Origin of the sequence: Paraburkholderia phenoliruptrix (assembly GCF_019511605.1) — a bacterium.
Lineage (GTDB): Bacteria > Pseudomonadota > Gammaproteobacteria > Burkholderiales > Burkholderiaceae > Paraburkholderia > Paraburkholderia phenoliruptrix_A.
In genome coordinates, this window is sequence record NZ_JAEUAV010000010.1 from 48,217 (window position 1) to 72,838 (window position 24,622).

Sequence of the window (24,622 nt, forward strand, 5' to 3'; positions counted from 1 at the left end):
CTCGGCCGGTTGAATCCAATCTATTCCGATTCTGCGGCAGGGTCAAATTTTTCAGAATGAGTTCCGTACAATGAAACTTAGCGAGCGGGAGTTTTGATTGTCATAATCAGGACTCCGGGCGCAGCGTGAAAAGCGTGCAGCGCTCGTCTCCGGTTGGAACAATCACGAGGAATGGATTTTGAAGATTCTTGTTACGGGTGGTGCAGGTTTTCTCGGCGCATACATTTTCGACGCCCTGACGCGAGCGGGGAGGGAGGTCCTGGCGTACGATCGTGCGCATGTTACGTCCGATCTCGCATGGGTCGCCAACGGCTTGCCCGACGCGTTGATTCGTGGTGAGATTGCAGACTTCTCTTCGCTGTCGGCGGCGTGCAGGAGTATCCGGCCGGACGTCATTGTGCACGCGGCGGCGCGTGTAGGGTTTGAGTCTTCGCTTGAGGACCCGAGTAGTTTTTACCAGACTAACGTGATGGGCTTCGTTAACGTTTGTGAAGTGGCGCGTGCGCTCGATGTCCGAAAAGTCGTTCTGATCTCAAGCAACACGGCCTGTCATGCCGGCGTCGGGCCCGTGCAGAAGGAAACCGATCCCGCGTTTTCGATAACGCGTGCCAACCCCTCTGCTCACTATGGGACGTCGAAGATGATTGCGGAGGCAATCGGAATGTCTTACGGCCAATTTCATGGCATCGATTTCCTCGCGCTTCGCGTTGCCGCCGTATACGGTTTCGGCATGCGGATACCGCTCTATATCAAGCCGATGGTCGAGAATGCAGTCGACGGGATCAAGACGACATTCGCGACGGGCGGGCGAATGAAGCGGGACTTGACTCATGTACTGGACGTAGGCCGGGCGGTTGCCGCAGCGGTTCACTTCGACGGCATGCAGTCCGACCAGCCGCGCGTCCTCAACGTAGCAGCAGGTACGCTCGTATCCCCGGCGGAGATTGCACGCATTGTGCGGAGCAAGGTGCCTGGCACGGAGATTGAGATCGGGGATGCCTTGACGCCGCTAGAGGAGGAAAATCTCAAGTCCCGGGTGCCGCTCGACATCGAAATGGCAAAAAATCTGCTGGACTGGAAGCCCCAGTTCCAGATCGAAGACGGAATTTCGCAATATCTGGCGACCTACCGCGACTACCGGGAATCCTGAGGGGCACAATGACGGCATGCGGCCGTTGTTTGCCCGTCCGATGTGCTGCTTCAACATGGGGCGCCGGAGCGCGCCGGCGCCGCCGTAGTTGCGATCAGAACTTGTGCCGAATGCCAATGCGGATCGCCAACTGACGGTCCGAGGTCGATGGCGTCAGCTGGTTGATCGAGGCGACAGCTGCCTTGCCGGTGGAGTCCGTGCCGTGGGCATGCTGAAATGTTGCGACAGTGTAAACATCCGTCCGCTTCGACAAAAAATAGTCCATGCCGGCCGATCCCTGATGATACGTTGCCGAGGCTTGACCTGCGGCCCCGCTGTTGTGGGTGTAGTCGTACGCGACGCCGGCTACGAGAGCAGGAGTGATCTGATATTTGAAGTTCGCTTCTACATTGTTGAAGGTTGCGGTTCCCGAGATACCGCCAGTTGGCACCGGACCGCTGGTTCTGTCGCCGAGACTCATGAACCGGGTGTTCGAGTATGTCGCTCCGACTGTAGCGGCCCCGAAGGTGTAGGCCATACCCGCACCAATTACCTGCAATGTACGAGCCGATGCATATCCGGAGATGACTGGTGACGAACCGAGGTTCGATCCGGGGACTCCGCCAGTCGTGGCGGCTTGCGAACCTCCACCTCCGTAGAAGGACGTGTTGGGATTGCGGACGTTCAAGTATCCGACACCCGCCAGAAGTGCGCCGTTGGCATAATTCGCACCAAGCGACCAGATCTGATTACGGCTGACGTTGCCGGCGACTCCGCCGAGCGAGTAAGTGCCTCCGAACGTGAGCCCGGCGATTGGCTGGCTCGTGTATTTGATTTCGTTGTTGACTCGGTACGTGTTATTGAAGTTGTCGAGATCGGCTGGATGCGCGGCCATGTAGCCGCCCCATTGATCCCCGACGATAAACGGGCCGAGATTGTCGACGACCATGTCGTACTGACGGCCGAGCGTCACGGTCCCATATCGGCTGCCGATGCCGACATACGCCTGTCGGCCGAATAGCAGGCCGCCTTGCCCCATCTTGCCGTTATTAACGTCGAAGCCGCTTTCTAGTACGAAGAGGGCGCTCAGTCCACCGCCGAGGTCCTCACGACCCTTCAGTCCCCACCGGCTCCCCTGCATGACGCCGCTGGAGAGGTTGTAAAGGCGCTTTCCGCTCGCGTTGCTGTTGTAGTTGATACCTTCGTCGATGACCCCGTACAAGGTCACACTGTTTTGTGCATAGGCGGATAAACTGAACATGCCAAGCGCGGCAAGCGCCAATGACTGCTTTCGCATCATCTGTCTCCAATGTCTTGTAGTAGGTGTATGAACGCGATGCCATTCGAGAATGGACATGCGCACGGCCTCGCTGTCACCGGCGTTGCGAGCCAAGGCTTCGATAACCACCGCTCTACAGCCGAACAGGAGCACGCGCTTCGAAATCTATCCGTCGCCTGGAGTACCGTCAATTAAACGGAATCAGTGCCGATGATCGGAACCAATCGTCGAACAACAGTGCGATCCGGCATTAAAGGAGCGACAATGTGTCACGCTTCGATAGTCGCTTCGTCCAGCCAGGCGAGGGCACGTCCCACTTCGCTCGCGACAAGGGTCACGCCGAGTCCTGCCATCAACAGCGCACGCAGCGCATCTACGGTCATGCCTTGCTCCATTGCGCGACGCGCATGGATCTTGAAGGGGAACTCGTGTCCCAACACGGCAAACTGCGCCGTGAGCACGACTTCACTGAGGCGACCATCGAAAGCAGTGGACGTCGAAATCGCGACGCGCATCCTGTTGTAGTGCTGCATGGCTTCCGGGTTCGCATCCGCCAGTCTTTGCGATGACGGGGTTCGAGGATTTGTCTTCATGAAAAGGATGCTGTAGGTAAGGTTCACCGATTCGCGGCGGGGGCTACATATCGCTGACCGTCCGAAGACGATGTGCGGCTTCGAGCGGGCGGGCTTTCGCGCGGCCTGTTGACTGGTGCGAGGTGGCTTGTATGCCTGGGCGCGAGTCCAGCCAGCGGGCCTCGGTAGACGGAGGGTATGCTTGTTTTGGAACGGGAATCAAACCGATGAACCAAGTTTCGATAAACGAAACTAAAGCAGCGGAAAGCCGAGACGCGTTTCCATTCATCGTCAGCGGCCACGTAGCTCGGCAGAAAGGTACGGACGATCCGGCACCCGAGATTGTGTGATTTCGCGTTGCGCGTCGTCATCCGCGCCATAACCATATGGGGGGAATCGCCATGGAATATCTGTGCGCTGCCTACAACATAGGGAGGTCGTTGTTCGTACCGGCCTGCAACCAGATCACCAATGTCCGAGGAGCGTCCGAGTGATGCAAACCAATCGAACCGACATCGCGGAATTGATTTACTTTCTCGCCATTGCTCGCCACAGGAGTTTCAGTCGTGCTGCGATCGAGCTGGGTGTCAGTGCTTCCGCGCTCAGTCATGCGCTGAAGGGGCTCGAAAACCGGCTCGGGGTTCGCCTGCTGAACCGTACGACCAAAAGCGTGACGTTGACGGCGGCCGGCGACTCGCTCGCGACGTCGATCGGTCAGCCGTTCGAGGCAATCGACAACGCGATGGAGACGTTGAATCGCTTCCGCGATGCGCCGGCGGGCCGCATTCGCGTGAATGTTGCCGTCGAAGCTGCAACGCTGCTTGTCGCTCCCGTACTGCCGACGTTTATCGAGCGCTTTCCCGGCGTGGAACTCGACATCGTTGCGAGCAATCGGATGATCGACGTTACCGAAGGCGGGTTCGATGCAGGTATCCGCTACGGCGGCACCGTGCCGGAACACATGATTGCGCAGCGGCTTTCCGCCGATATTCGCTGGGTCGTGGCAGGGGCGCCCGATTATATTGATCGATTCGGCGCCCCCAGTCATCCGAACGACCTCCTGCAACATCGCTGCGTGGCCAATCGGCTTGGCGACGACCGTATCTATCGTTGGGAGTTCGAACGGGACGACGAGAAACTTTCTGTGGCTGTTCCATCGTCCCTCATCGTCGACCATGCCGAGACGGGGCTCGTTGCCGTACTGGGCGGCGCCGGGCTCATGTACTTTCCCGAACCGCTGGTCGCGCCCTACGTCAGCGCGGGCCGGCTGCGTATTGTGTTGCCGGAGTGGGCGCCCCGCGAGCCTGGATTCCACATCTATTATTCGAGCCGCCGGCAGATGCCGACGGGCCTTCGTCTGTTGATTGAACTGGTGCGGGAGCTTCGACCACTCGGCCTCTGAGCCCGGCACCAGTTCGCTTCAGTGGGCCGTAAAACCGCCGTCGACGGGCAAGCCAACGCCCACGACGAAACTCGCACCGGGACTGCACAGCCACAGCACGGCGGCGGCCACTTCGTCTGCGTGTCCAAGGCGACCGATCGACCGGTCCTTCAGTATCACCTTCATCGCATCGGCTTGCCCCTTCAGCATGTCCTGAACCATCGGTGTATCGATCGTGCCGGGGCAAATGGCGTTGATGCGTATTCCGCGTGGCGCGTATTCGATGGCAGCGCTCTTCGTCATCCCCAGCACCGCATGCTTCGTGCCGTGATAGGCCGCACGGCCGGGCAGGCCGACCAGCCCGCCGAGCGACGAGTTGTTGACGATCGCGCCGGATCCCTGCGCGCGCATCACGCGCAGTTCGTGTTTCATGCTTGCCCAGACGCCGAACTGGTTGACCGCTACCACGCGCTGGAAATGGTCGGCCGGCTCGTCCGCCGCATCGCTGGGCGGCACCTGGATGCCGGCGTTATTGAATGCCATGTCGAGCCGGCCGTATTTCGAGACCGTGCGATCGACCGCAGCGGCGACCTGCGCTTCGTCGGTGACGTCGCATGCGACACCGGTCGCAATGCCGCCTTCGTCGACGATCTTGCGTGCTTCGTGCACCGCGAGGTCACCATCGCGATCGGCGAGCACCACCGACGCACCGCTTTGCGCAAATGCACGGGCTGCAGCGAGACCCATGCCCATCGCTGCCCCGGTTACGAAGGCCACCTGGCCTTTGAAGTCATAGATCGGATTCATGTTCCATTTCCCTAGTGGAAGACCGTCGAAGTCAATGTATTTGCCTTTCAGTTACGTGGCGGAGTAAGCGTTGCGGGGCCATCAGGAAGCGGCGGAACGATCCCGTCGACTGGATGAGGGATATAGGGCGCTTCCAGCCCGTTGATTTCATCGTCGGTCAACGAGAAGTCTAGCGCCCGGATCGCCGTTGCAAGATGTTCGGGCTTTGTCGCACCGATGATCGGCGCGGTCACACCGGGCTTCGCGAGCAGCCACGCGAGCGCCACGTGCGCCCGTGGAACACCGTGATTGTCGGCAAGCCGGACGACTACGTCGATTACCTTCCGGTCCTGCTCTTCCGTATTCAGATACATCTGGATGGCGAACGCATCGTTCTTCGTTCGGTCAGTGCTTTCGCTCCAGTCGCGTGTCAGCCTGCCTCGCGCCATTGGGCTCCATGGAATGACGCCGACGCCCTGATCCATGCAAAGCGGCAGCATTTCGCGCTCCTCCTCGCGATAGAGCAGGTTGTACTGCGGTTGCATGGAAATGAAACGCGTCCAGCCGTTGCGCTCGGCAACATGCTGCATCTTGGTGAAACGCCATGCTTGCATGGACGAGGCGCCCAGGTAGCGAGCCTTTCCGGCTTTGACGATGTCATGCAGCGCTTCCATCGTCTCCTCGACCGGCGTGCCAGGATCGAAGCGATGGATTTGGTACAGATCGACGTAGTCCATGCCAAGTCGCTTTAGGCTGTCGTCGATCGACTGGAACAGCGCCTTGCGCGAAAGGAAACCGGTATTGGGCGAATTTTTCCACGGAAAGAATGCCTTCGTCGCGACAACGATTTCTTCGCGTCGCGCCATGTCGCGTAGCGCGCGCCCGGTAATTTCCTCGGAACTGCCGCCCGAATAGATGTTCGCCGTATCGAAGAAGTTGATTCCTGCCTCGAGTGCCTGACGAAAAAACGGGCGAGATGCCTCTTCGTCCAACGACCAGGGCTGGGGCAATCGGGTGGGTTCCCCATAACTCATGCAGCCCAGACAAAGGCGTGAGACCTTGAGGCCGGTCCGGCCAAGATTGACGTATTGCATGCGATTCTCCGAATGAGCGAGATTATGAATAGAGCGTTCACGAAACCGTGATGGCGACCTGCACAGGAAACGGGCTGGACACACGCGATCAAAAGGAACCGCCGCGCACGGGTCACGCGAGATGCGCGTCTCGAGTGCCTTCAGCGGACGAACGCAGTCTCATCGCGATCGGCAACGCGAGCAGGGCGAGAATCGCGCTGATCAGAAAGATGGCGCGGAGCCCCGTGACATTGGCGACAAGACCAAGCAGCGGCGCAAAGACGCCGAACGCGAGATCGATGAACGCAGTGTAGACACCCATCGCTAGCCCTTTGGTGTCTGTTGGCGCCCGTGCTACGGCCTCCATGCCGAATCCCGGATAAACGAGCGCGTAGCCGAATCCCGCAAGTGCCGCTCCCGCAAACGCAAGCCATGCAGCCGCGGCGGCCCAGATAAGTGCCATGCCGGCGCTGTGGAGGGTGACGAAGATGGCCGCGGTACGCGCTCCACCGAGGCGATCGGGCAAGGCACCGAAAAGAAACCGTGCAACCATCAGCGCTGAGGCGAATGCGGTGAAGGAGAGCCACGCGGGTTGCCAGCCGCGTTGAACGAAAAGCAGCACGGAGAAGGCCGTCATGATGCCGTAGCCGAGGCCGGGAAATGCCATGCCCAGCCCCGGCAGCCAGACGGCTTTCAGTACTTTCCCGACGGCTTTGGCCGTTTCGGACCGGGTTCTGGCATCCGTAACCGGGCGGATCAGCAGCATCGTTACGACCGAGCCTGCGGAAGTGGCAAGCCCGATCGAAGCAAATCCGAATGCGTCGAACAGAAAGCTGCCGAGCGGTGAACCGGCCGCCAGTGCGACGAACATCGACGTCCCGATCCACGCGATCGATTTGCCGACATTGCCCGGACCGGCGAGAGCGAGGCACCAGCTTTGCGAGCCCGTCATGATGAAGCTCTCGGCGGCACCGAGCAACGCGCGGCCCATGAGCAGGATCGCGACCGATAGTGACGGGTTGCTGGAGGACGTCAGTGACAACAGGTACAGGAGTCCGGCCGTCGCGGTCAATCCAAGCCCTGTGGAGACGGCGAATTTCGGTCCCCGCCGGTCTGCAATTGCCCCGCACCACAGGCGGGAGGCCAGCGACGACGCGAACTGGGCGGCGGACACCAGACCGACGGTGAATGTGCCGAAACCGAGATCGCGGTGGAGGTGCAGCGGCAAAGCGGGCAGCGCCGCGCCTGTGACCAGGAACACGGTGAATACGCAGCTCATCAGCGGCAGCAAAGAGCGGTCGGCTGCCGCCGAATGATATTGCGGTGGTGTCACGGGTATTTTCAACGAGTGGTGAGCGAGGCAGCGTCGATCGGTTCAGCATCGGCTCGGCGTATCGTACGGGCTACTGGACATCGAATTTAGCGTAACGGTCCCGGTTTGGTTAGCCGGCGTTCGGTTGACGGACCAATGAGTTGCATTCACAAACGCGTGACGGATGCGTTGTCGATTCGGGGGACAGCCGCCTGTTGTTGCGCGCCGCTCACAGGGCCATCAAATGAAAGGGGGCTTTCGAAAACCATCGTTCCCGGTAAAGTCCTGTCGAGCCGCATTGTCGCGCAATGCCTGTCGGAATATGAACGACCGCAGTTGCCGATGTGAGGCCACCCAACTGGAACCCCGCAACCTGGATCGGCGGCATCAGCATGCAATACGTACACCTCGGACGCTCGGGCCTGAAAGTCAGTCGTTTATGTCTCGGCACCATGAATTTCGGTGACGTGGCAGACGAATCCACCAGCTTCGGAATTCTCGACGCCGCGCTGGATTCGGGCATCAACTTCATCGATACAGCCGACGTCTACGGCGGCCCACAGTCCCCCGACCTTGAAAAGGGCTTCGGCATCTCCGAGGAGATCATCGGACGCTGGATCGCCCAAGGCGGCCGTCGTGACCGCATCGTCCTCGCCACCAAGGTCTATCAACCGATGGGCATCGGCCCGAACGACAGGCGCCTGTCGGCCTACCATATCCGCCGCGCCTGCGAAGACAGCCTGAAGCGGCTGAAGGTTGACCATATCGACCTCTACCAGATGCATCACGTCGACCGGTCGACACCTTGGGAAGAAGTTTGGCAGGCGATGGAACTGTTGGTGCAGCAGGGGAAAGTACTTTATATCGGCAGCTGCAATTTTGCCGGCTGGGACGTCGCGACCGCACAAGCCGCGGCCCGGTCGCGTCAGTTCATGGGGCTGATCTCCGAACAGAGTCTCTACAACCTGTCCGCGCGAACCGTCGAACTCGAACTGATCCCGTCGTGTCTTCATCATGGACTGGGTTTGATTCCGTGGAGCCCGCTGGCCGGTGGGCTGCTGGGCGGCGTATTGCGCGGGATGCTCGAGGGGCGGCGAGCCACGCCCGAGATGGCGCGCAAGATCACGCGCCATCGGCAACAGCTGGAGGCTTGGGAGTCGCTATGCGAGGACCTCGGCGAGCGCCCCGCGGACGTCGCATTGGCGTGGCTGCTCCATCACCCAGCGGTGACTGCGCCCATCGTGGGGCCGAGAACCGTGGAGCAGACGAGATCCGCATTGCGGGCGCTGGATATTGCACTGTCCGACGACACGCTTCGCTGCCTTGATGAAATCTGGCCGGGACCCGGGGGCACCGCGCCCGAAGCATATGCGTGGTGAACCGGGTTATCGAAAGTGCGCTCGCTGCCGTTCAACCGACACGCGCCCGCTGCAATGAGAGGAACGCAGACATATGGACGATTCGAACCAACTGAATGCGAGGAGACGTCATCTTCTGATCGTCGGCGCTGTCTCCGCCGTCACACCTTTTCTACCCGATACCGCCAATGCGCTGCCGCCGCCCGGGGAGGCAGGGCCAAGCGAGTCGTCGCCGATGACGACCGCGATGCGCGTCCACCTCAACGTCAACGGAAGCGATCGACAGCTCGACGTCGATCCCCGTACCACATTGCTCGACGCGTTGCGCGAACACCTGCATCTGACCGGCACGAAAAAGGGCTGCGATCACGGGCAGTGCGGCGCATGCACGGTTCACGTAAACGGTGTCCGGATCAACGCCTGCCTCAGCCTCGCGGTGATGCATGACGGCGACGCGATCACGACGATCGAGGGGTTGGGCACGCCGTCCGAACTTCATCCGATGCAGGCCGCGTTCATCAAGCATGACGGTTACCAGTGCGGCTACTGTACGCCGGGTCAGATCTGTTCGGCCGTTGCGGTGCTGAACGAAATCAAGGCCGGCGTGCCGAGCCACGTGACGGACGACCTGACGGCGCCCGCAGTGGCGACGCGTGCCGAGTTGCGCGAACGGATGAGCGGCAACCTGTGCCGCTGCGGCGCGTATTCGAACATCGCCGATGCGATGGCCGAAGCTGCGGGGAGTCGCATATGAAGGCGTTTACCTACGAAAGGGCGAAAAGCGCTGCCGAAGCGGCGCGCATCGTCGCGCAGCGCGACGGTGCAAAGTTCATCGCCGGCGGCACGAACCTGCTGGACTTGATGAAGCTTGAGATCGAAACGCCGACGCACCTCGTCGACATTCAGGACATCGGGCTCGACCATATCGACGACACACCGGAAGGCGGACTGCGAATCGGCACGCTGGTGACCAATACGGCGCTTGCGTCGCATCCTCGCGTGCGACGCGATTATGGGGTACTGGCGCGCGCGATCGTTGCGGGCGCATCCGGACAGTTGCGCAACAAGGCCACGACAGGCGGAAACCTGCTTCAGCGCACGCGCTGTCCGTACTTCTACGATCCGAACCTGCCGTGCAACAAGCGTACGCCCGGCTCCGGCTGTGCGGCGCTCGGCGGATACACGCGCCAACTTTCGGTTATCGGGGGCAGCGCAAGCTGCATTGCGATGTATCCGGGTGACATGGCCGTTGCACTGCGTGCGCTCGACGCATCGGTGGAAACCGTTCGCAGCGACGGGCAGGCGAGGACAATCCCGATCGCCGATTTCCATCACTTACCGGACACGACGCCGCATGTCGAGACTGCGCTCGCGCCCGGCGAGCTCGTCACTGCAGTGACGCTTCCGCGTCCGGTCGGCGGTCGTCAGCTTTATCACAAAGTCCGCGATCGGGCTTCGTACGCTTTCGCGCTCGTGTCGGTCGCCGCGATCGTTCACCCGGACGGCAGTGGCCGCGTCGCGCTGGGCGGGGTCGCACCGAAACCGTGGCGCATCGCGGCCGCAGACGGCGCGATGCCACGCGGCGCTGCCGCCGTCGCGAGCGAGTTGATGAAAGACGCGCAGCCGACGCAGCACAACGCATTCAAGATCCCGCTGGTCGAGCGCACGCTCGCCTATGTGATGGAACGAGCGAGGGGCTGATCCATGAAGTTCGACACGCGTGCAGGACAGAATCCCATCGACCGGCTGACGGTCGTCGGTCAGCCGCACGACCGCTACGAAGCCCGGTTGAAGACGACCGGGACGGCGACCTATGCGTACGAGTACCACGACATCGGGCCAAACGTCGCTTATGGCTACATCCTCGGCGCGAGCATCGCGAAGGGGCGGATCTCGTCGATCGATACACGCCGGGCGCAGGCCGCGCCCGGCGTGCTTGCCGTCGTCACGTATCGAAATGCCGGCGAACTCGGCGTCGGCCAGTTCTATGTGCAGCGCATGCTCGCGGCGCCGGACGTCGATCATTACCATCAGCCGGTGGCCGTCGTCGTCGCGCAGACGTTCGAGCAGGCACGCGCGGCCTCCACGCTGGTCCACGTTCAGTATGATCGGCGCCACGGGCAGTTCGACCTTGAGGATCAGGTCCACACGGCGCCGGTCGCGCGTCAGATGGCGTTCGGTGGCCCAACAGACACGCAGGTCGGAGACTTCGAGCAGGCGTTCGCCGATGCCGACGTCCGGGTCGACGAGACCTATACGGTTCCGGACCATGCACACGCAATGATGGAACCGCACGCGTCGATTGCGAAATGGGACGGCAATCGCGTCACGTGCTGGACGTCGATCCAACAGATGAACTGGGGGACGCGCGATCTTGGCGCCATTCTCGGCATACCGCGAGAAAACATTCGCTTAATCTCGTCGTTCGTCGGAGGCGGTTTCGGCGGCAAGGGGACCGTGCAGTCGGATCTCGTGCTCGCCGCGGTGGCGGCACGAATCGTGCAGCGCCCGGTCAAGATCGCGCTCCAGCGTCCGATCATGTTCAACAACACAATTCATCGTCCGAAGACCATTCAGCGGATCCGGCTCGGCGCCACGCACGACGGAAAGCTGACCGCTATCGGACACGAAAGCTGGTCTGGCAATCTCGCCGGCGGGCGTACCGAACCCACGACGTTGTCGACGCGGATGCTCTATGGCGGCCCGAACCGGATGACGCGCGTCCGGCTCGCGACGCTCGACCTGGCCGAGGGCAACGCGATGCGCGCGCCCGGCGAAGCGCCGGGGCTGATGGCACTCGAAATCGCGATGGACGAGATGGCCGAGAAGCTTGGCATGGACCCTGTCGAGTTTCGTGTTCGGAACGACACGCAGTTCGATCCCGAGCTTCCGCAACGGCCTTTCTCGTCGCGTCCTTTCGTCGAGTGTCTGCGCACTGGCGCGCAACGTTTCGGCTGGAATGCCCGACAAGCCCGGCCCGGGGAAGTCCGCAACGGTCATTGGCTCGTCGGTACCGGCATGGCTGCTGCGATCCGCGGTGCGCCCATCGCCAAAGCCGGTGCACGCGTGCGTCTCGACAGCCACGGGATCGTCACGGTCGAAACCGACATGACCGACATCGGAACCGGTAGCTATACGATCGTTCAACAGACCGCGGCCGAAATGATGGGCGTGCCGATCGATCGAGTCGTTGTCCGCTTAGGCGATTCGAGCTTTCCTGAGACGCCCGGTTCGGGCGGACAACAAGGCGCGGCCTCCGTGACGGCGGGCGTCTATGCCGCGTGCACGAAGCTGCGTGAGCGGATCGCTCGGCGGCTCGGGTTCCACATTGCCGAGGCCGAGTTCGCCGCGGGCGAAATCCGTTCCGGCGGCAGACGCGTGCCGCTCGCGCGCGCGGCGGACGACGGGCCGCTCATCGTCGAGGAAAGCATGGAGTTCGGCGACTTGCCGAAACAGTTCGCGATTCAGACGTTCGGCGCACACTTTGCCGAAGTCGGCGTGAACGCGTTCACCGGCGAAATCCGCGTGCGCCGAATGCTGGCCGTGTGTGCGGCCGGCCGCATATTGAACCCGAAGACCGCACGCAGCCAGGTGATCGGCGGAATGACGATGGGAATCGGCGCCGCACTGATGGAGGAGATGGCGGTCGACAAGCGATTCGGCTTGTTCATCAACCATGACCTGGCTGGCTACGAGGTGCCGGTGCATGCCGACATACCGCATCTCGACGTCGCATTCATCGACGAAGTCGATCCGCTCATCTCACCGGTCAAGGCAAAGGGCGTCGGCGAACTCGGTCTCACGGGCGTCGCGCCTGCTGTTGCGAATGCTGTCTACAACGCGACCGGCGTGCGCGTGCGTCAATATCCGATCACGCTCGACAAGTTTCTCGATCGATTGCCGGCACTGGCTTGACGTTTCAGGCAGAAGACAATGCGACATCTATCGTTCGGCATCTTTATCACGGCTCGCTCGCGAGGCGGGGCCATCGAGAGATTTCTACGCGCATCGGTACTGGCTCTAGCCATCGACATACTGGCCGTACCGGCGCACGCAACTTCACAGAAGGACTCCACAGGTATGGCAAACACGCAAACTTCTTTTTCGAATCCGATCGAAGCGCTGACCGACAGACAACAAGCGATCGTGCCCATCGCGGCGTTCGCCGCCGCAGGCGATCTCGATAAACTCACTGCTGCGTTGAATGACGGGCTGGACACCGGTCTGACGATCAGCGAGGTTCGGGAAATCCTAGTGCAGCTCTATGCTTATGCGGGTTTTCCGCGCAGCCTCAATGCGCTCGGCGCGCTGATGAAGACGGTGGATACGCGCAAGGAGGCGGGGCTGCAAGATGCGGAAGGTCAGGCACCCGGTCGCCCTGTGCCAACCGGTGAGGCATTGCTTGTTGCCGGTACCGCAAACCAGACGAAGCTGTCCGGCGGCCCGGTGAAAGGCGCATTGTTCAATTTTGCACCGGCGATTGACCGATTCCTGAAGACTCACCTGTTCGGCGATATTTTTGAGCGCGACAATCTCGATTGGCAGAGCCGCGAACTGGCGACGGTAAGCATGCTCGCCGCGATGACAGGGCTCGATGCGCAGCTGCAAGCGCATATACGCATCAGCATGAATGTCGGGCTTTCCGCTGGTCAATTGAAACAGCTCTGCGAGGTATTGGGCGATCGGGTAGACCGACAGGCCGCACGACGCGCGGACGAAGCGTTGGAGCGGCAACTGCGGTAGCGATGGATCACTAAGTCGCTGCGCTACATCAGTTCACGGGTATGAGCGAAGTTGTGCAGAAATGGATCGGAGCGTGCCAGCATTATCTCCAGCGGGCGCGGGTACAGGGGCGGCTTCGCTGGCGACTAGCTGATCAATCATTCTCCTCGCCTGTATCGGCCCACTATCCGTCTCGAAAGCCAGCGAGAAGGGCGGCTTGCCGGAGCGGGCCAGCGCTTGCTGCTGAAGCTCTAGGATTTCCTTGTCTTGGTCGAAGGTCGCGGCCGTCTGTGTTCGGATGTACTCGGTCAACGCCGCATCGCCGCGGCGGTACTGCCTCGCGACGCCCCAAAAATAATGGGAGCTCGTGCGCGTGGCAGGGCTGATGGCATGTAGGACACGCCGTTCAAGCGCTTGGTTGCGGGAGGCAGTCGCGGGGTAAGAACCGTTTTCGATAATGTGCGTAGCCGGCGGGGTAAAAATCGTAGTGTGCCAACGGTTGATTGGCTCGGTAAAGCCGGTTGCCTTCACGTAGAACGGCGGGGGGTCGCACTTCAGGATAGTCCGATGTACCCTGAGTTGCGTCTGCGTGCGCTCGACCGACACGGGTGCCTGCGCGACTGCGTCGTTCCCGATCGTCGTGTCATGAACATAGGACTCGTGGGAGAGGTCGAGCAGGTTGTCGTTGATGAGGCGATAGTCGGCTTCTACGAAGTGATATCCCACGCACGCGGTCCATGCCGGATCATCCAGGTAGGAAAAATCCGGCACGCTAGCCTCGTCCGCGCCCTCCGGCTGCCCCATCCAGATCCAGACGAGCCCGTGCCGTTCGATCACCGGATAGGTCTTTACTTTGGCGCCTCTCGGAATCCGTTCCTGGCAAGGGATTCTTACGCATGCGCCGGTGGTGTCGACCTGCAGTCCGTGATAGCGGCAACGGATCGTGTTGCCGACTCGTCGCCCGAACGAGAGCGGAACGCTCCGATGGGGGCAGCGGTCTTCGAGCACCGCCAACCTGCCGCCGTCACCTCGGAACAGCACCATCGGTGTATCCAGTAAGGTGACAGGTACCGGATCGACCGTCACTGCGTCCGAAAAGGCCGCCGCATACCAGGCATTCTTGATCCACATATTCCTTGCTCCAATCAAAGCTGACCCAAGCAGAACATCAGTGGTTCAAGTATCAGCACCTGCCTCCCGGCGATCAATCTGATACGCCGTTAATTCTCCTATTCGTTTTCCGGATGGGGTGGATTCACCAGGTGCCCGCACGTCGACCTAAACGCTATGAGCGCCAACTCCCGGGAGACTCTCTGAAGGGGCGACGCACTGTCTGCCGTCGCCGAAAAAAAGAGATGGGTCGTAAGAGCCGGGTTGACGAGGCGCTGAGCTACAAGACTGGGGCGCGCCCAGTCGGTAGCGAGGCCGATACGGGTCGAGACCGTGTGGGCATACCCTGAATTGACCAGATCGAACAGCGAATCGACCGCGTCGACCTCGATGTCGATCTGAAGCGCGATATTCTGCCGGGCGGCCGCGGCCTCAAGCGGTTGTCGGGTAACATGAGGCGACGAGGGCATGATGAGACGCACGCCATCCAGTCTTTTCACTTCGACAACGCGTGCATCCGGACCGACCGGGTATCGTCCAACCAGATACAGGTCCTGGGTGCCTAGACATTGCGTCATCGCCGCGTTACTGGTGGTGGGCGGGCTATGATGAATAGCAAAGTCAATTCTTGACGCTCTTAACTGATCGTGTAGCTGCGACGACAGCAGGTTAAGCATGCTCAAACGCGCCAGCGGAAGTTTTGCGTTAAAGCTCCGGACAAACTCCGGAATCATCATCCGCCCCACAGTCGGCGTTACGCCGCAAACGATATGGCCTCGAAGTCGGGCGTCTCCTTTTCGGAGTTCCGATAGCGTCCGATCGAGAGTACGGAGTATTTCCTGCGCCCTCGACAGGAAATGGGCACCTGCGTCTGTGAGCGCGACACCCCTTCCATGTCGATGAAAGAGACTCGTGCCAATTGACAATTCCAGGTTACGAACCTGCCGGCTCAGCGTCGGCTGTGGCACATCGAGAACATCAGATGCCTTGGCAAACCCGCCGAGTTCCGAAACTGAAACGAAGTATCTTAGCTGCTGCACATCCACGGTCAACTCCTCTTCCATTGCCGACGCTGGACTCGAAACGCAGCATGGCCGTGCCCGTCGAGCCGTTTAGTCGCAGCAAGGTGCATACGTTCTCGCGTTGCCTCTTTCCGCTCGCTTGGTTGAACGTTTCCTCGCGTGGCATCCGATACACCTCGTTCAGTAGGCAGTATTGGGGCTACCGGAGAGCGGACCAATGTCATTGCTCCAATGTGGCTTGCGCGACACGCGTGTAGTCTCCGTGCCTGCGTTTCACCCGCGGCCTGATTGTTTGCCGGGCCAGCATTGCCTGTCAATATCCCTCCAGTGCCTACGCGTTAACGCTCAGGCCTAGTTCACGCAAAAGGGTTGTCGGTCTTCACAGTACGTATATACTGTCGGCGAGGAACGGCTCTGGCTGTTTAGCGAACTGTCCCCTCGGGATCGTTAAAGAAGTTCAGTTCTATTACTAACACCGCATCGGAGGAATGGAAGAGATGGAGATTATTGAACCGAAGAAGGTCAGAGGCCCCCGGATTGACTTCAAGATCAAGGCCGACTGGGGTAATGCGAATTTCCACACGATTGCGGGATGGATACTCGCGCACCTGCGTTGGCAGTCGGAGCCGGGGTCGACATTTTGGATCAGCACGGGAACCGGTTATGGCGATAATCTGCGTTCACTTGTGACACGCGAAGTTGACCTTACTATCACCACGCCTTATGACCTGACACCGGAATGGGCGATCGCGGGCAGTCATTTTTTCGCGGGGGAGCCGCCCGCAACCTTTGTCCGGAGCTTGGGTTGGATTCCGCAGAACGATCGACTTGTCTTTGCCATTCGGGAAGATACCGGCATTACTTCGTTCCAAGACCTGCGCGATCGCAAGTTCCCGCTTAAGCTAGCAACCAGCCTTCGTACATCGGACAATCTTTTGACGTGGGTGGTCGACCGGGTCCTGGAAGAGCACGGCATCGAGGTCGAAGCTTGGGGGGGCGAATGGCTCGAGCATGATTTTCCCCGAATCAGCGTACCGTTTGTGACAAACGGCCTAGCTAACGCGGTCATTAACGAAGCGATCGTTGTGCCGCAATGGCGCGAGCTTGTTGAGAAGGTGCCCATGCGCTTTCTATCGTACGAGCCAGAAGCGCTGAACAGACTCGTCCAAAAATACGGGCTGCGGCGAGGTGTGCTTCGTCAGGGATATCTGCGGGTGCCTGAGGATGTGACCTGCCTCGATTGGTCAAACTGGGCGATTCTGGTGCGCGAAGACATGGATGAAGAACTCGCCTATCTGGTTACCTCGATTATGGTTGAACAACGCGCCGAGCTGGAGGGACGCTACCGGCATCTGCCAGCCGACATTGCACCCATGACTTATCCGATCGACCCCTACGCGATGTGGAAAGGCGTTGGCGCACCGCTTCATCCTGGCGCCGAGCGGTACTACCGCGAGCACGGCTACATGAAATAAGCGCGTTCAGCTGGTCAGAGCACGTCTCCAGCCCGTCATCAATCTCGCGAACACTTTCCACGCTCGCCGACGGGCTTGTAGCTCACGCGGTCAATTACGGTCATGATTGCATCGCTCTTCAATTCTTTCTGCTGCGGGGGGCGCGCGAGGCGTGGCGCTTGTCCGGCCGACGGAGGCGACTCACCTTGGTTGCATTTTTGTCGTCACCGGCTAAGCCCCGCGTCTGTTCTCCACCTTTGTGGGACACGCTGTCACGGAAATGCGATGAGCGTATTGCGGCGATGACTAAGGTCATCGTTGCGGATGAGCCGGTTTTCACGTCTTCACGCGAGGAAGAAATGGCGAGCCCCCGAGCCAGCCCCCATAGTGCACGAATTACCAGGATTGCATCATCGCCGTCGATGCCGCGCGCCGTCAAATGAGGCAGCCACAGCGCCTCAATTGCCGTGCGCTGCGACGCCGCGAGTGTAATGGCCGTGTCGCCGACGAACGTGTGGCGACGGGTCGACAGAAAAATATCAAGGTAAATGAGAAATTCAGGCGTCGAATAGAAGCGTTGCGCGCTGTTCGCGATCAGCAGAAGGACATCTTCCTTGCCCGTGTCCTGTGCAGCGTCCTGCTTCGCCACGTCCAGTACGCGCGTAGACAAGCGCTCGAGCACTGCGACGACGAGAGATTCCTTACTCGCAAAGTGATGGAGGTAGCCACCGAGGGAGATACCAGCCTCTTGCGCCACAGCGGCGACCCGTAGCGCGGCGTAGCCATGTTGCGCGAGCAACTTGGTCGCTGCAATCAAGATCTGTTCACGTGTGGCCTCTTTCCGCTCGCTACGGAGAATCTTCTCGTCACGGGTCATTCGCTACACCTCCGATAGAGTGGGTGGGGACTAGGCAGAGCCGAACCACATGCTCGCCTGAGCAGGTCCGCAGAACATGGGTGGACATAGTTGTGTCCGCGGCGCTGACGCGGCCGAATGTTCGCTGGGGCGCTGTCACATGTCAAGAGGCGCCGAGACTCAGTGGAGGGTGCAATGTTACGCCTTTGTTCGCGAATGCTTGCGATGCTTGTTAGTTTTGACAGTACGTATATACTGTCGGCAAGGTGTGAATGAATGCGCCTTGTTCGACGCGCAGTCATTCGAGCCCAAGACGGCCAACGCCTCTACCAACATCACATAGGAGGATTTGCAGGAATGGGACAAATGCAGCGAGGACAGAAAGTCACCGGTCCCAAGGTCGACTTCAAGGCCATGGCAGATTGGGGCAATGCGAACTTTCATGCGATCGCGGGATGGATACTGGCGCATCTGCGCTGGCAGTCCGAACCAGGTTCGACGTTCTGGATCAAAACCGGAACGGGGTACGGCGATAACATTCGCGCGCTCTTGAGCCGCGAGGTGGATCTCACCATTACGACTCCATATAACCTAACACCGGAATGGGCCATCGCAGGCAGCCACTACTTTGCGGATGACGGCCCTGCACCCCCCATCCGGTCGTTGGGCTGGCTTCCCCAAAACGATCGACTTGTCTTCGCGATTAGGCAAGACACTGGCATTACCTCTTTCCAGGACCTGCGCGATCGCAAGTTCCCCCTCAAGCTTGCGAGTGGTTTTCGTACGCGTGACAACCTGATGATGTGGGTGATCGATAGGGTTCTGGAAGAACATGGCATCGAGGTTGAAGCGTGGGGCGGCCAGTGGGTGGAACATGATTTCCCTCGGATCTGCATACCGTTCGTGACGAAGGGGCAGGCGAATGCCGTGATAAATGAGGCAATCGTTGTTCCGCAATGGCGCGAGTTGGTTGAAAAAGTTCCAATGCGATTCTTGCCGTACGAGGCGCCCGCGCTGGAAGCGCTTACCCGAAAGTATGGCTTGAGGCCCGGAATTCTTCCCAAAGGCTATCTGCGGGCGTCTGAAGACGTGCGATGCTTGGACTGGTCGAACTGGGCAATCTTGGTGCGCGAGGACATGGACGAGGAACTTGCCTACCTTGTTACCTCGATCATGGTTGAGCAACGTGCCGAACTTGAAGCGCGCTATCGCCACCAGCCGTCTGACATTGCGGCAATGACCTATCCGATCGACCCATATGTGATGTGGCAGGGTGTCGGCGCGCCGCTTCATCCCGGAGCTGAACGCTACTATCGGGAACACGGTTATATGGAATAGGCGAGGAAGCGGCCCCGCTACAGAATGTGGCGCGGAATCGCAAAAATAAGGGAGACAACGGTGAATCAACGATCGCCAGTGGGCGCGATTCCGGCTGGAAATGGCGCGGACAGCACGGTTCAATCCAGTGAGGGGACGGCGGATGCAGCGGGCCAAGTGTCACGCTATCGCTATTTCGTACTGTTGATCTTGACGATCACCTACACGGTAAGCCTTATCGATCGTCAACTTATAGCGATCATGATCGAACCGGTTCGACGTGATCTTCACCTGTCCGATACGCAGATCGGACTTCTTTCCGGACTGGCCTTCGGCCTGTGTTACGCATTGGCGGCAATGCCCCTATCGAGGATCGCAGATAGTTGGTCAAAGAGCCGGCTGATTGCCGGATGCCTCTGCCTTTGGAGTATCGCGACCGCGGTGTGCGGGCTGGCGGGGTCGTTCGTTCACATCTTCATCGCTCGGGTCCTCATTGGGGCGAGCGAAGGCGGCGCAAGTTCCACGTCGCAAGCATTGCTGGCCGACCATTTTCCGCCTCGGCAGCGTGCAACCGCTCTTGGTGTTTATGCCGTCGGGGTTCACGTGGGCGCAGGCTTGAGCCTCGTGCTGGGCGGGTTGTCCGTCCATATCCTCGGATGGCGCCAAACCTTCTTGATCCTGGGGATACCGGGAATCATCCTGGCGCTGGTTCTTTTTCTGACCTTGCACGATGCCCGTGACCATCACAGAAGCTCTGTACGCGAGGCCCTTCCAAGTTTCGCCACATCGCTGCGCATCGTCGCGGCGCGGCCCGTCATCCTCCTTACCGCATGCGGCTATGGTCTGTCGATTCTTGCCAGTCAGGCGCTGCTCAATTGGTTCCCGGCTTACATGATGAGATATTACGGACTGTCCGCTCGTGGGGTCGGGTTACGTATGGGCTTGGTCGCCGCGGCATCGGGTGCGATCGGCGTAGCGCTCGGGGGCAAGCTCGCCGACATTTTGGCACGCAAGCGCCCGGCGAACCGGGCCCACGTCGCCGCAGGCGCAATCATCGCGGCCCTACCAATGGGGGTACTTTCCGTAAGCGGTCTTTCTGAACAACAAGCCTTCGTTTGGTTTGGTGCTTATGTTTTCGTCGCCGGATTCGTGGCAGGGCCTGCGTTCGCGATTGTCCAGAATGTCGCGCCACCTGCGCTACGCAGCCTTGCCGCCGCCGTCGCAGCAGCGACGACCGTTGTCATTGGTCAGGCACTTGGCCCATTCGCTCCCGGTTTCCTTAGCGACATCTTGGCCCGGTTTGATGTCGCACAACCGCTTCGCGCGGCCCTGATTGCTGTCATCTCATGTAGTGCAGCGGGGGCGATTGTCTTCCTAGGTGTCGCAGCGAGCATACAACGCGATGAGGAGCGATCGAGCGGGCAACGGTAACCGATGTCTGCGTGTTCGTTGAACAGAAGCATCTATGTTTTGGTCCTTTCTAGTGCCAGGCACCAGGCAATCGCTGATGCAGAGGGCGCACAGTGGAGACCGTTACTCCATTAACCGTAGGCGGAGTAAATCGGTGTCAGCTGAGGCTGACGGGAGGTCAGATGGCATGTTCTTTCAAGGGGGGCGTATGGACCAGATCCGTCAATGCCATTAGGAGTGCGAGCTGAGAAGCGCACAAAAGGAGGAGGCAGCTTGAGAGCTAGAGGAATTGTCGCCGCATCGCTGTGCATTTTTAACGGATCTGTATATGCGCAGAGCTCCGTCACTTTGTACGGGATCGCGGACGTAGGTTTTACCTACATCAACAAGTCGTCTCCCGCTGGAGCTAGTGGCGCGCAATACTCGCTGGCGAGCGGAAACCTACAAGGAGATCGCTGGGGGCTGCGTGGGGACGAGAAGTTAGGCGAAGACCTCGAAGCGCTGTTTGTCCTCGAAGGTGGAATGACTATCACGAACGGTATGCTCGCTCAAGGAGGAGACTTATTTGGGCGGCAAGCTTATGTCGGATTGTCGTCGCGACTGGGAACATTGACGCTCGGTCGTCAGTACGATTCCATCGTCGACTACACGAGCGTGTTTGCCTCAACATCGCAATGGGCGTCGCGCTACGGGGCACACCCCGGTAATCTTGACAATAACCTGCCGGCGTATGTGATCAACAACTCGATAAAGTTTGCCAGCAAGACGTACTCCGGCTTCAGGTTTGGCGGCCTTTTCAGTCTGGGTGGAGTAGCGGTAGACTTCAGCCGCAAACGAATCTGGTCGATTGGCGGCGCTTATTCTCGCGACTCGCTTCAAGTTGGTGCTGCGTATTTGAACGCCAAGCAGCCGAACTTCTCCTACTTCGGAAATAACGCGTTGTCCAGTGCAACGGCGTCCAATATGACGGGCAGCACAGTCTATTCTGGCTATGCTTCTGCCGACACGTTGCAGATCATTTCCGTCGGCGTTTCTTACACGGTGGACGCCGTGACGCTTGGTGTTGCGTACAGCAACACGCAGTTCAAGAACATCGGCGCGCTTGCCGGACTTCCCGCTTCCGGTGCGGGTGGCACCGCGAAATTTCATAACGCAGAAGTCAACATGAAATTCCGAATCACGCCGTTCTTGGTCGCCGGAATTGCATACAACTACACTGACGGGTATGGAGCCAACCATGCCGCGTACGATCAATTGACGTCGGGCGTCGACTACTTCCTAACCAAGCGAACGGATATCTATCTTGTCGGTGTCTATCAGCACGCCTCGGGAACTGATTCGACCGGGCGGCAAGCCGTCGCGAACATCGCTACGGTCTCACCATCGTCGTCCGCAAACCAAGTCCTCGCGACGCTAGGCATCCGACACAGGTTCTGACGATCATGGTCGAACAACACGCCAAACTGGATACGCTTTATCGACGCCAGCCGTCCGACATTGCGGCAATGACCTATCAGATCGAGCCCCGTGTAATGGGCAGGATGTCGCCGCGTGGTCCGTATAAACCCGTCTTGTCAATGACATCAGGCATGCATACTATAGATAATTAGATGGCTAATTAAATCCAGAGAATGAAGGGGGACGAATTGTGTTTGGGGAGATCGTCCATTAGGTGGTTGTCTCATTCGCCTACGATGGTTTTCCGATCGAATGCCGTAGCTCATAGAAGGAGGTGCAACGTGATGTATTCAGACCTGTACATAGACGAGCCCTTGGAGACCATCGAGAGGGACTGGAATTACTTTCAAGACACGTTGGTCAAGCAATTTTTTGGATTCAAGGAGGTTGGCGACAACGTGGTAGGGATTCGTCTTGTCGAAAACCGATCGCTGCAAGACATCGGGCAGGGGAAATCGAGCCCGATCGGACTCGTGGAGACACGCAAGAACTTTGAGATCGGGCCGAGCGGGGTCGTGGAAGTGCCGCGCACTCCCTTCTCCATTCACGTCACGCGAGCCGGTACGCCGCACCACGCGCAGCACGTGTTTGGGTACTGGCACATTAATGACAAAGATGAAATTATCATCACGCTTCCTCCCGAAGGAAACCAACAGGGTCGGCTCGTCGTTGTCATGGGTAAGCCGACTGGTCGGGAGACTGATCGCTTTGCCTGGTATTGCGAAAAGTGCGTGACGCTGCTCTTCATGCGCGAGTGCAGGACAGGCGAAGATTTTAGGAAATTCTGGGGCGCTGAGCTGGCGGCAGTGCGTGAATTCAATGCAAACCCCAAGCATCAAATCTGCCCTGATTGCGGACACAGGAATCCTTTAGGCTATTCGGCCATGCAGCCTGCGGATCGACCCGAAGAAAGGGCCGCGAGGTTGCAATGGTGAGCCGCGGTTTCGTTCCCTCCACCTCGCGTATTCCGGCTCCGGATATGTCGTTTGCGCGACTTCTCGCAGACGTGACCGTAGGTTGGCAACAGCGGGGGCAGTACGCAATCTGGACTGGTGCGAACGCACCAGACGATCCGAAATTCCAATTTCTGGAGCGGCATCAAAATAGAGTCGCCGTCATCGCCTCCAAGGATGGAGGCGCCGTGATGCATAAGGTCGCATCCGGGACGGCATTCACCATTGAGAACGTCATGGGTTATTGGCTGTCGTTCGATTGCGACGCGATTTGGCTGGACCTGCCCAATCAAAACGGACAATACGCCATGCTCGCTGTCGGCGGCGCGATTGGCAAGCCCGCCCATGCCGAGATAGATTGCCCATGCCCCCGCTGCGGAACTGCCCTAGGACGTCAGTCGTTCGCAATTGGTCCGCGAGGGTTCGATCGTCTTCTCGATAGTGCCGAACTTTGGGTCGCGGAATTCAACGGTATGGAGCAAAAGAGGACATGCCCCGACTGCGGGGGGGTTCATCCAGCCGCTTATGGGCTTGTGCGCGGCAAGTCTCAAAAGCCACATATCGGAGGCTGACCATGCAGGGTACAGATTTGGTCTCACAGGGGTATGTGCTCGCTTGCCCAGAAACCGAGATCCCGAATGACGGGTCGATCATTACGCGTGGCATTTACGGCCGCATGATAGCCCTTGCTAGGGCAGCCGAGCAAGGGAAGATCGTTGCGTTCGATAGCCGGTGCCCGCATATGCAGGGGCCATTGAAGTTCGGACGTGTTGTCGATGGCGAGGTCGTGTGTCCCTGGCACTTTCTAAGGTTCAATACAGTGACCGGCGAGACGGTGGGTTGCGATAGCATCATGCACCTCGAGACATTTGCCGTCGAATTGGCGGACGGAAACATCTATGTCGGAATTTCAAAGAACTTATGAATGCAATAGAGGCTTTGTGTAGTCGGTCGCCCGTCCGGCCGACTACAGAATCAAAGCCGTAGGGACTAGCCAGTTTCCAGGCAATGGGAGCTGCAGTTTGGCTCGTTTCTGGGACCGATGCAGTAGTGCACAGCGGATCGCGAGAGAGTGCGATGAACGCGTGATGATCTGAAGGAGAGACAGTCTTGAAATTTACGTTGAGGACTAGGCTGGGGCGTGCAGTTACGGTTCAGTCGCCCGATGGCGTCTCCCTGATGGAGGCGATTCGGGCATCGGGCGTGGACGAAATTCTTGCATTATGTGGCGGTTGTCTATCGTGCGCCACGTGCCACGTCTATATCGACCCGCCGTTTAAAAATCGACTGCCGCCCATGTCTGAGGACGAGGCAGCTCTCCTCGATACGTCGACTCATCGCAACGAACACTCGAGACTGTCTTGCCAAATTGTGTTGACGAGCGATCTCGATGGCTTGGAGGCAACCGTCGCTCCGGAGGAGTGAAGTTC

Annotated in this window: 23 protein-coding genes; 15 read left to right on the forward strand and 8 right to left on the reverse strand. The window is 59.4% G+C overall.

Going from position 1 to position 24,622, the window contains the following annotated elements; genetic code table 11:
- Positions 1-178: 178 nt before the first annotated feature.
- The gene (locus tag JNB89_RS15050) at positions 179-1,150 is read left to right on the forward strand and encodes an NAD-dependent epimerase/dehydratase family protein (protein WP_220362727.1); all 972 of its coding nucleotides are present in this window, start codon (positions 179-181) and stop codon (positions 1,148-1,150) included.
- A gap of 94 nt (positions 1,151-1,244) precedes the next feature.
- On the opposite strand, the gene JNB89_RS15055 is transcribed toward JNB89_RS15050, so the two are convergent.
- Positions 1,245-2,426, reverse strand: a complete 1,182-nt coding sequence (locus JNB89_RS15055) for a porin (RefSeq protein ID WP_220362830.1) — start codon at positions 2,424-2,426, stop codon at positions 1,245-1,247.
- A 251-nt stretch (positions 2,427-2,677) separates the two neighbouring features.
- Positions 2,678-3,001: a carboxymuconolactone decarboxylase family protein gene (locus JNB89_RS15060; RefSeq protein WP_220362728.1), complete on the reverse strand. Its 324-nt coding sequence runs from the start codon at positions 2,999-3,001 to the stop codon at positions 2,678-2,680.
- Between the two features lie 472 nt (positions 3,002-3,473).
- Between JNB89_RS15060 and JNB89_RS15065 the strand changes: the two genes are divergently transcribed.
- Positions 3,474-4,382, forward strand: a complete 909-nt coding sequence (locus JNB89_RS15065; RefSeq protein WP_220362831.1) for a LysR family transcriptional regulator — start codon at positions 3,474-3,476, stop codon at positions 4,380-4,382.
- Positions 4,383-4,400: 18 nt separating this feature from the next.
- Here JNB89_RS15065 and JNB89_RS15070 read toward each other — a convergent pair whose 3' ends face one another.
- The 3 genes from JNB89_RS15070 to JNB89_RS15080 all read right to left on the reverse strand — a co-directional run bounded on the left by JNB89_RS15070 (position 4,401) and on the right by JNB89_RS15080 (position 7,565).
- The gene (locus JNB89_RS15070; protein ID WP_220362729.1) at positions 4,401-5,168 is read right to left on the reverse strand and encodes a glucose 1-dehydrogenase; all 768 of its coding nucleotides are present in this window, start codon (positions 5,166-5,168) and stop codon (positions 4,401-4,403) included.
- Between the two features lie 47 nt (positions 5,169-5,215).
- Positions 5,216-6,241 (reverse strand): aldo/keto reductase, encoded by a 1,026-nt coding sequence (locus JNB89_RS15075; RefSeq protein ID WP_220362730.1) that lies wholly within the window; start codon positions 6,239-6,241, stop codon positions 5,216-5,218.
- Between the two features lie 112 nt (positions 6,242-6,353).
- Positions 6,354-7,565 carry an arabinose transporter gene (locus JNB89_RS15080; RefSeq protein WP_220362731.1) on the reverse strand — a complete coding sequence of 404 codons (1,212 nt, stop codon included), beginning with the start codon at positions 7,563-7,565 and terminating at the stop codon, positions 6,354-6,356.
- Between the two features lie 359 nt (positions 7,566-7,924).
- On the opposite strand from JNB89_RS15080, the gene JNB89_RS15085 reads away from it, so the two are divergent.
- The 5 genes from JNB89_RS15085 to JNB89_RS15105 all read left to right on the forward strand — a co-directional run bounded on the left by JNB89_RS15085 (position 7,925) and on the right by JNB89_RS15105 (position 13,633).
- Positions 7,925-8,911 carry an aldo/keto reductase gene (locus JNB89_RS15085; protein ID WP_220362732.1) on the forward strand — a complete coding sequence of 329 codons (987 nt, stop codon included), beginning with the start codon at positions 7,925-7,927 and terminating at the stop codon, positions 8,909-8,911.
- A gap of 73 nt (positions 8,912-8,984) precedes the next feature.
- Positions 8,985-9,644: an aldehyde dehydrogenase iron-sulfur subunit PaoA gene (gene paoA / locus JNB89_RS15090; RefSeq protein ID WP_220362733.1), complete on the forward strand. Its 660-nt coding sequence runs from the start codon at positions 8,985-8,987 to the stop codon at positions 9,642-9,644.
- Positions 9,641-10,591 (forward strand): FAD binding domain-containing protein, encoded by a 951-nt coding sequence (locus tag JNB89_RS15095; RefSeq protein ID WP_220362734.1) that lies wholly within the window; start codon positions 9,641-9,643, stop codon positions 10,589-10,591. Before paoA ends, JNB89_RS15095 begins: the two co-directional genes overlap by 4 nt.
- Before the next feature lie 3 nt (positions 10,592-10,594).
- The gene (gene paoC / locus JNB89_RS15100) at positions 10,595-12,805 is read left to right on the forward strand and encodes an aldehyde oxidoreductase molybdenum-binding subunit PaoC (RefSeq protein WP_220362735.1); all 2,211 of its coding nucleotides are present in this window, start codon (positions 10,595-10,597) and stop codon (positions 12,803-12,805) included.
- A gap of 165 nt (positions 12,806-12,970) precedes the next feature.
- Positions 12,971-13,633 (forward strand): carboxymuconolactone decarboxylase family protein, encoded by a 663-nt coding sequence (locus JNB89_RS15105; RefSeq protein ID WP_220362736.1) that lies wholly within the window; start codon positions 12,971-12,973, stop codon positions 13,631-13,633.
- A 33-nt stretch (positions 13,634-13,666) separates the two neighbouring features.
- On the opposite strand, the gene JNB89_RS15110 is transcribed toward JNB89_RS15105, so the two are convergent.
- Both JNB89_RS15110 and JNB89_RS15115 read right to left on the reverse strand, forming a co-directional pair.
- Entirely contained in the window at positions 13,667-14,743 is a 1,077-nt protein-coding gene (locus tag JNB89_RS15110) for an aromatic ring-hydroxylating dioxygenase subunit alpha (protein WP_220362737.1), read from the reverse strand.
- 98 nt (positions 14,744-14,841) lie between these two features.
- A complete protein-coding gene (locus JNB89_RS15115; RefSeq protein WP_220362738.1) occupies positions 14,842-15,786 on the reverse strand; it encodes a LysR family transcriptional regulator in 945 nt (314 codons plus the stop codon).
- Positions 15,787-16,241: 455 nt separating this feature from the next.
- Here JNB89_RS15115 and JNB89_RS15120 point away from each other — a divergent pair, with 455 nt between their 5' ends.
- Positions 16,242-17,219: a TAXI family TRAP transporter solute-binding subunit gene (locus JNB89_RS15120; RefSeq protein ID WP_220362739.1), complete on the forward strand. Its 978-nt coding sequence runs from the start codon at positions 16,242-16,244 to the stop codon at positions 17,217-17,219.
- A 118-nt stretch (positions 17,220-17,337) separates the two neighbouring features.
- On the opposite strand, the gene JNB89_RS15125 is transcribed toward JNB89_RS15120, so the two are convergent.
- Positions 17,338-18,075, reverse strand: a complete 738-nt coding sequence (locus JNB89_RS15125; protein ID WP_220362740.1) for a TetR/AcrR family transcriptional regulator — start codon at positions 18,073-18,075, stop codon at positions 17,338-17,340.
- Positions 18,076-18,411: 336 nt separating this feature from the next.
- On the opposite strand from JNB89_RS15125, the gene JNB89_RS15130 reads away from it, so the two are divergent.
- The 7 genes from JNB89_RS15130 to JNB89_RS15160 all read left to right on the forward strand — a co-directional run bounded on the left by JNB89_RS15130 (position 18,412) and on the right by JNB89_RS15160 (position 24,617).
- Positions 18,412-19,392, forward strand: a complete 981-nt coding sequence (locus JNB89_RS15130; protein WP_220362741.1) for a TAXI family TRAP transporter solute-binding subunit — start codon at positions 18,412-18,414, stop codon at positions 19,390-19,392.
- Positions 19,393-19,452: 60 nt separating this feature from the next.
- Positions 19,453-20,802 (forward strand): spinster family MFS transporter, encoded by a 1,350-nt coding sequence (locus JNB89_RS15135; protein WP_220362742.1) that lies wholly within the window; start codon positions 19,453-19,455, stop codon positions 20,800-20,802.
- Between the two features lie 252 nt (positions 20,803-21,054).
- Positions 21,055-22,218 (forward strand): porin, encoded by a 1,164-nt coding sequence (locus JNB89_RS15140; protein ID WP_223216766.1) that lies wholly within the window; start codon positions 21,055-21,057, stop codon positions 22,216-22,218.
- Between the two features lie 302 nt (positions 22,219-22,520).
- Entirely contained in the window at positions 22,521-23,174 is a 654-nt protein-coding gene (locus JNB89_RS15145) for a hypothetical protein (protein WP_220362744.1), read from the forward strand.
- A complete protein-coding gene (locus JNB89_RS15150) occupies positions 23,168-23,764 on the forward strand; it encodes a hypothetical protein (protein WP_220362745.1) in 597 nt (198 codons plus the stop codon). The genes JNB89_RS15145 and JNB89_RS15150 overlap by 7 nt, the downstream gene beginning before the upstream one ends.
- 2 nt (positions 23,765-23,766) lie before the next feature.
- Positions 23,767-24,117, forward strand: coding sequence for a Rieske (2Fe-2S) protein (locus JNB89_RS15155; protein ID WP_220362746.1), 351 nt, complete (start codon positions 23,767-23,769; stop codon positions 24,115-24,117).
- Between the two features lie 197 nt (positions 24,118-24,314).
- Positions 24,315-24,617, forward strand: a complete 303-nt coding sequence (locus JNB89_RS15160) for a 2Fe-2S iron-sulfur cluster-binding protein (RefSeq protein ID WP_223216774.1) — start codon at positions 24,315-24,317, stop codon at positions 24,615-24,617.
- The last annotated feature ends 5 nt before the right edge of the window (positions 24,618-24,622 follow it).

Excerpts from the sequence above, each read along its gene's own strand:
- JNB89_RS15055 (WP_220362830.1), bottom strand. The coding sequence starts at position 2,426 with ATGCGAAAGCAGTCATTGGCGCTTGCCGCGCTTGGCATGTTCAGTTTA.
- JNB89_RS15060 (WP_220362728.1), bottom strand. The coding sequence starts at position 3,001 with ATGAAGACAAATCCTCGAACCCCGTCATCGCAAAGACTGGCGGATGCG.
- JNB89_RS15065 (WP_220362831.1), top strand. The coding sequence starts at position 3,474 with ATGCAAACCAATCGAACCGACATCGCGGAATTGATTTACTTTCTCGCC.
- JNB89_RS15070 (WP_220362729.1), bottom strand. The coding sequence starts at position 5,168 with ATGAATCCGATCTATGACTTCAAAGGCCAGGTGGCCTTCGTAACCGGG.
- JNB89_RS15075 (WP_220362730.1), bottom strand. The coding sequence starts at position 6,241 with ATGCAATACGTCAATCTTGGCCGGACCGGCCTCAAGGTCTCACGCCTT.
- JNB89_RS15085 (WP_220362732.1), top strand. The coding sequence starts at position 7,925 with ATGCAATACGTACACCTCGGACGCTCGGGCCTGAAAGTCAGTCGTTTA.
- paoA (WP_220362733.1), top strand. The coding sequence starts at position 8,985 with ATGGACGATTCGAACCAACTGAATGCGAGGAGACGTCATCTTCTGATC.
- JNB89_RS15095 (WP_220362734.1), top strand. The coding sequence starts at position 9,641 with ATGAAGGCGTTTACCTACGAAAGGGCGAAAAGCGCTGCCGAAGCGGCG.
- paoC (WP_220362735.1), top strand. The coding sequence starts at position 10,595 with ATGAAGTTCGACACGCGTGCAGGACAGAATCCCATCGACCGGCTGACG.
- JNB89_RS15105 (WP_220362736.1), top strand. The coding sequence starts at position 12,971 with ATGGCAAACACGCAAACTTCTTTTTCGAATCCGATCGAAGCGCTGACC.
- JNB89_RS15110 (WP_220362737.1), bottom strand. The coding sequence starts at position 14,743 with ATGTGGATCAAGAATGCCTGGTATGCGGCGGCCTTTTCGGACGCAGTG.
- JNB89_RS15115 (WP_220362738.1), bottom strand. The coding sequence starts at position 15,786 with ATGGAAGAGGAGTTGACCGTGGATGTGCAGCAGCTAAGATACTTCGTT.
- JNB89_RS15120 (WP_220362739.1), top strand. The coding sequence starts at position 16,242 with ATGGAGATTATTGAACCGAAGAAGGTCAGAGGCCCCCGGATTGACTTC.
- JNB89_RS15125 (WP_220362740.1), bottom strand. The coding sequence starts at position 18,075 with ATGACCCGTGACGAGAAGATTCTCCGTAGCGAGCGGAAAGAGGCCACA.
- JNB89_RS15130 (WP_220362741.1), top strand. The coding sequence starts at position 18,412 with ATGGGACAAATGCAGCGAGGACAGAAAGTCACCGGTCCCAAGGTCGAC.
- JNB89_RS15150 (WP_220362745.1), top strand. The coding sequence starts at position 23,168 with ATGGTGAGCCGCGGTTTCGTTCCCTCCACCTCGCGTATTCCGGCTCCG.
- JNB89_RS15155 (WP_220362746.1), top strand. The coding sequence starts at position 23,767 with ATGCAGGGTACAGATTTGGTCTCACAGGGGTATGTGCTCGCTTGCCCA.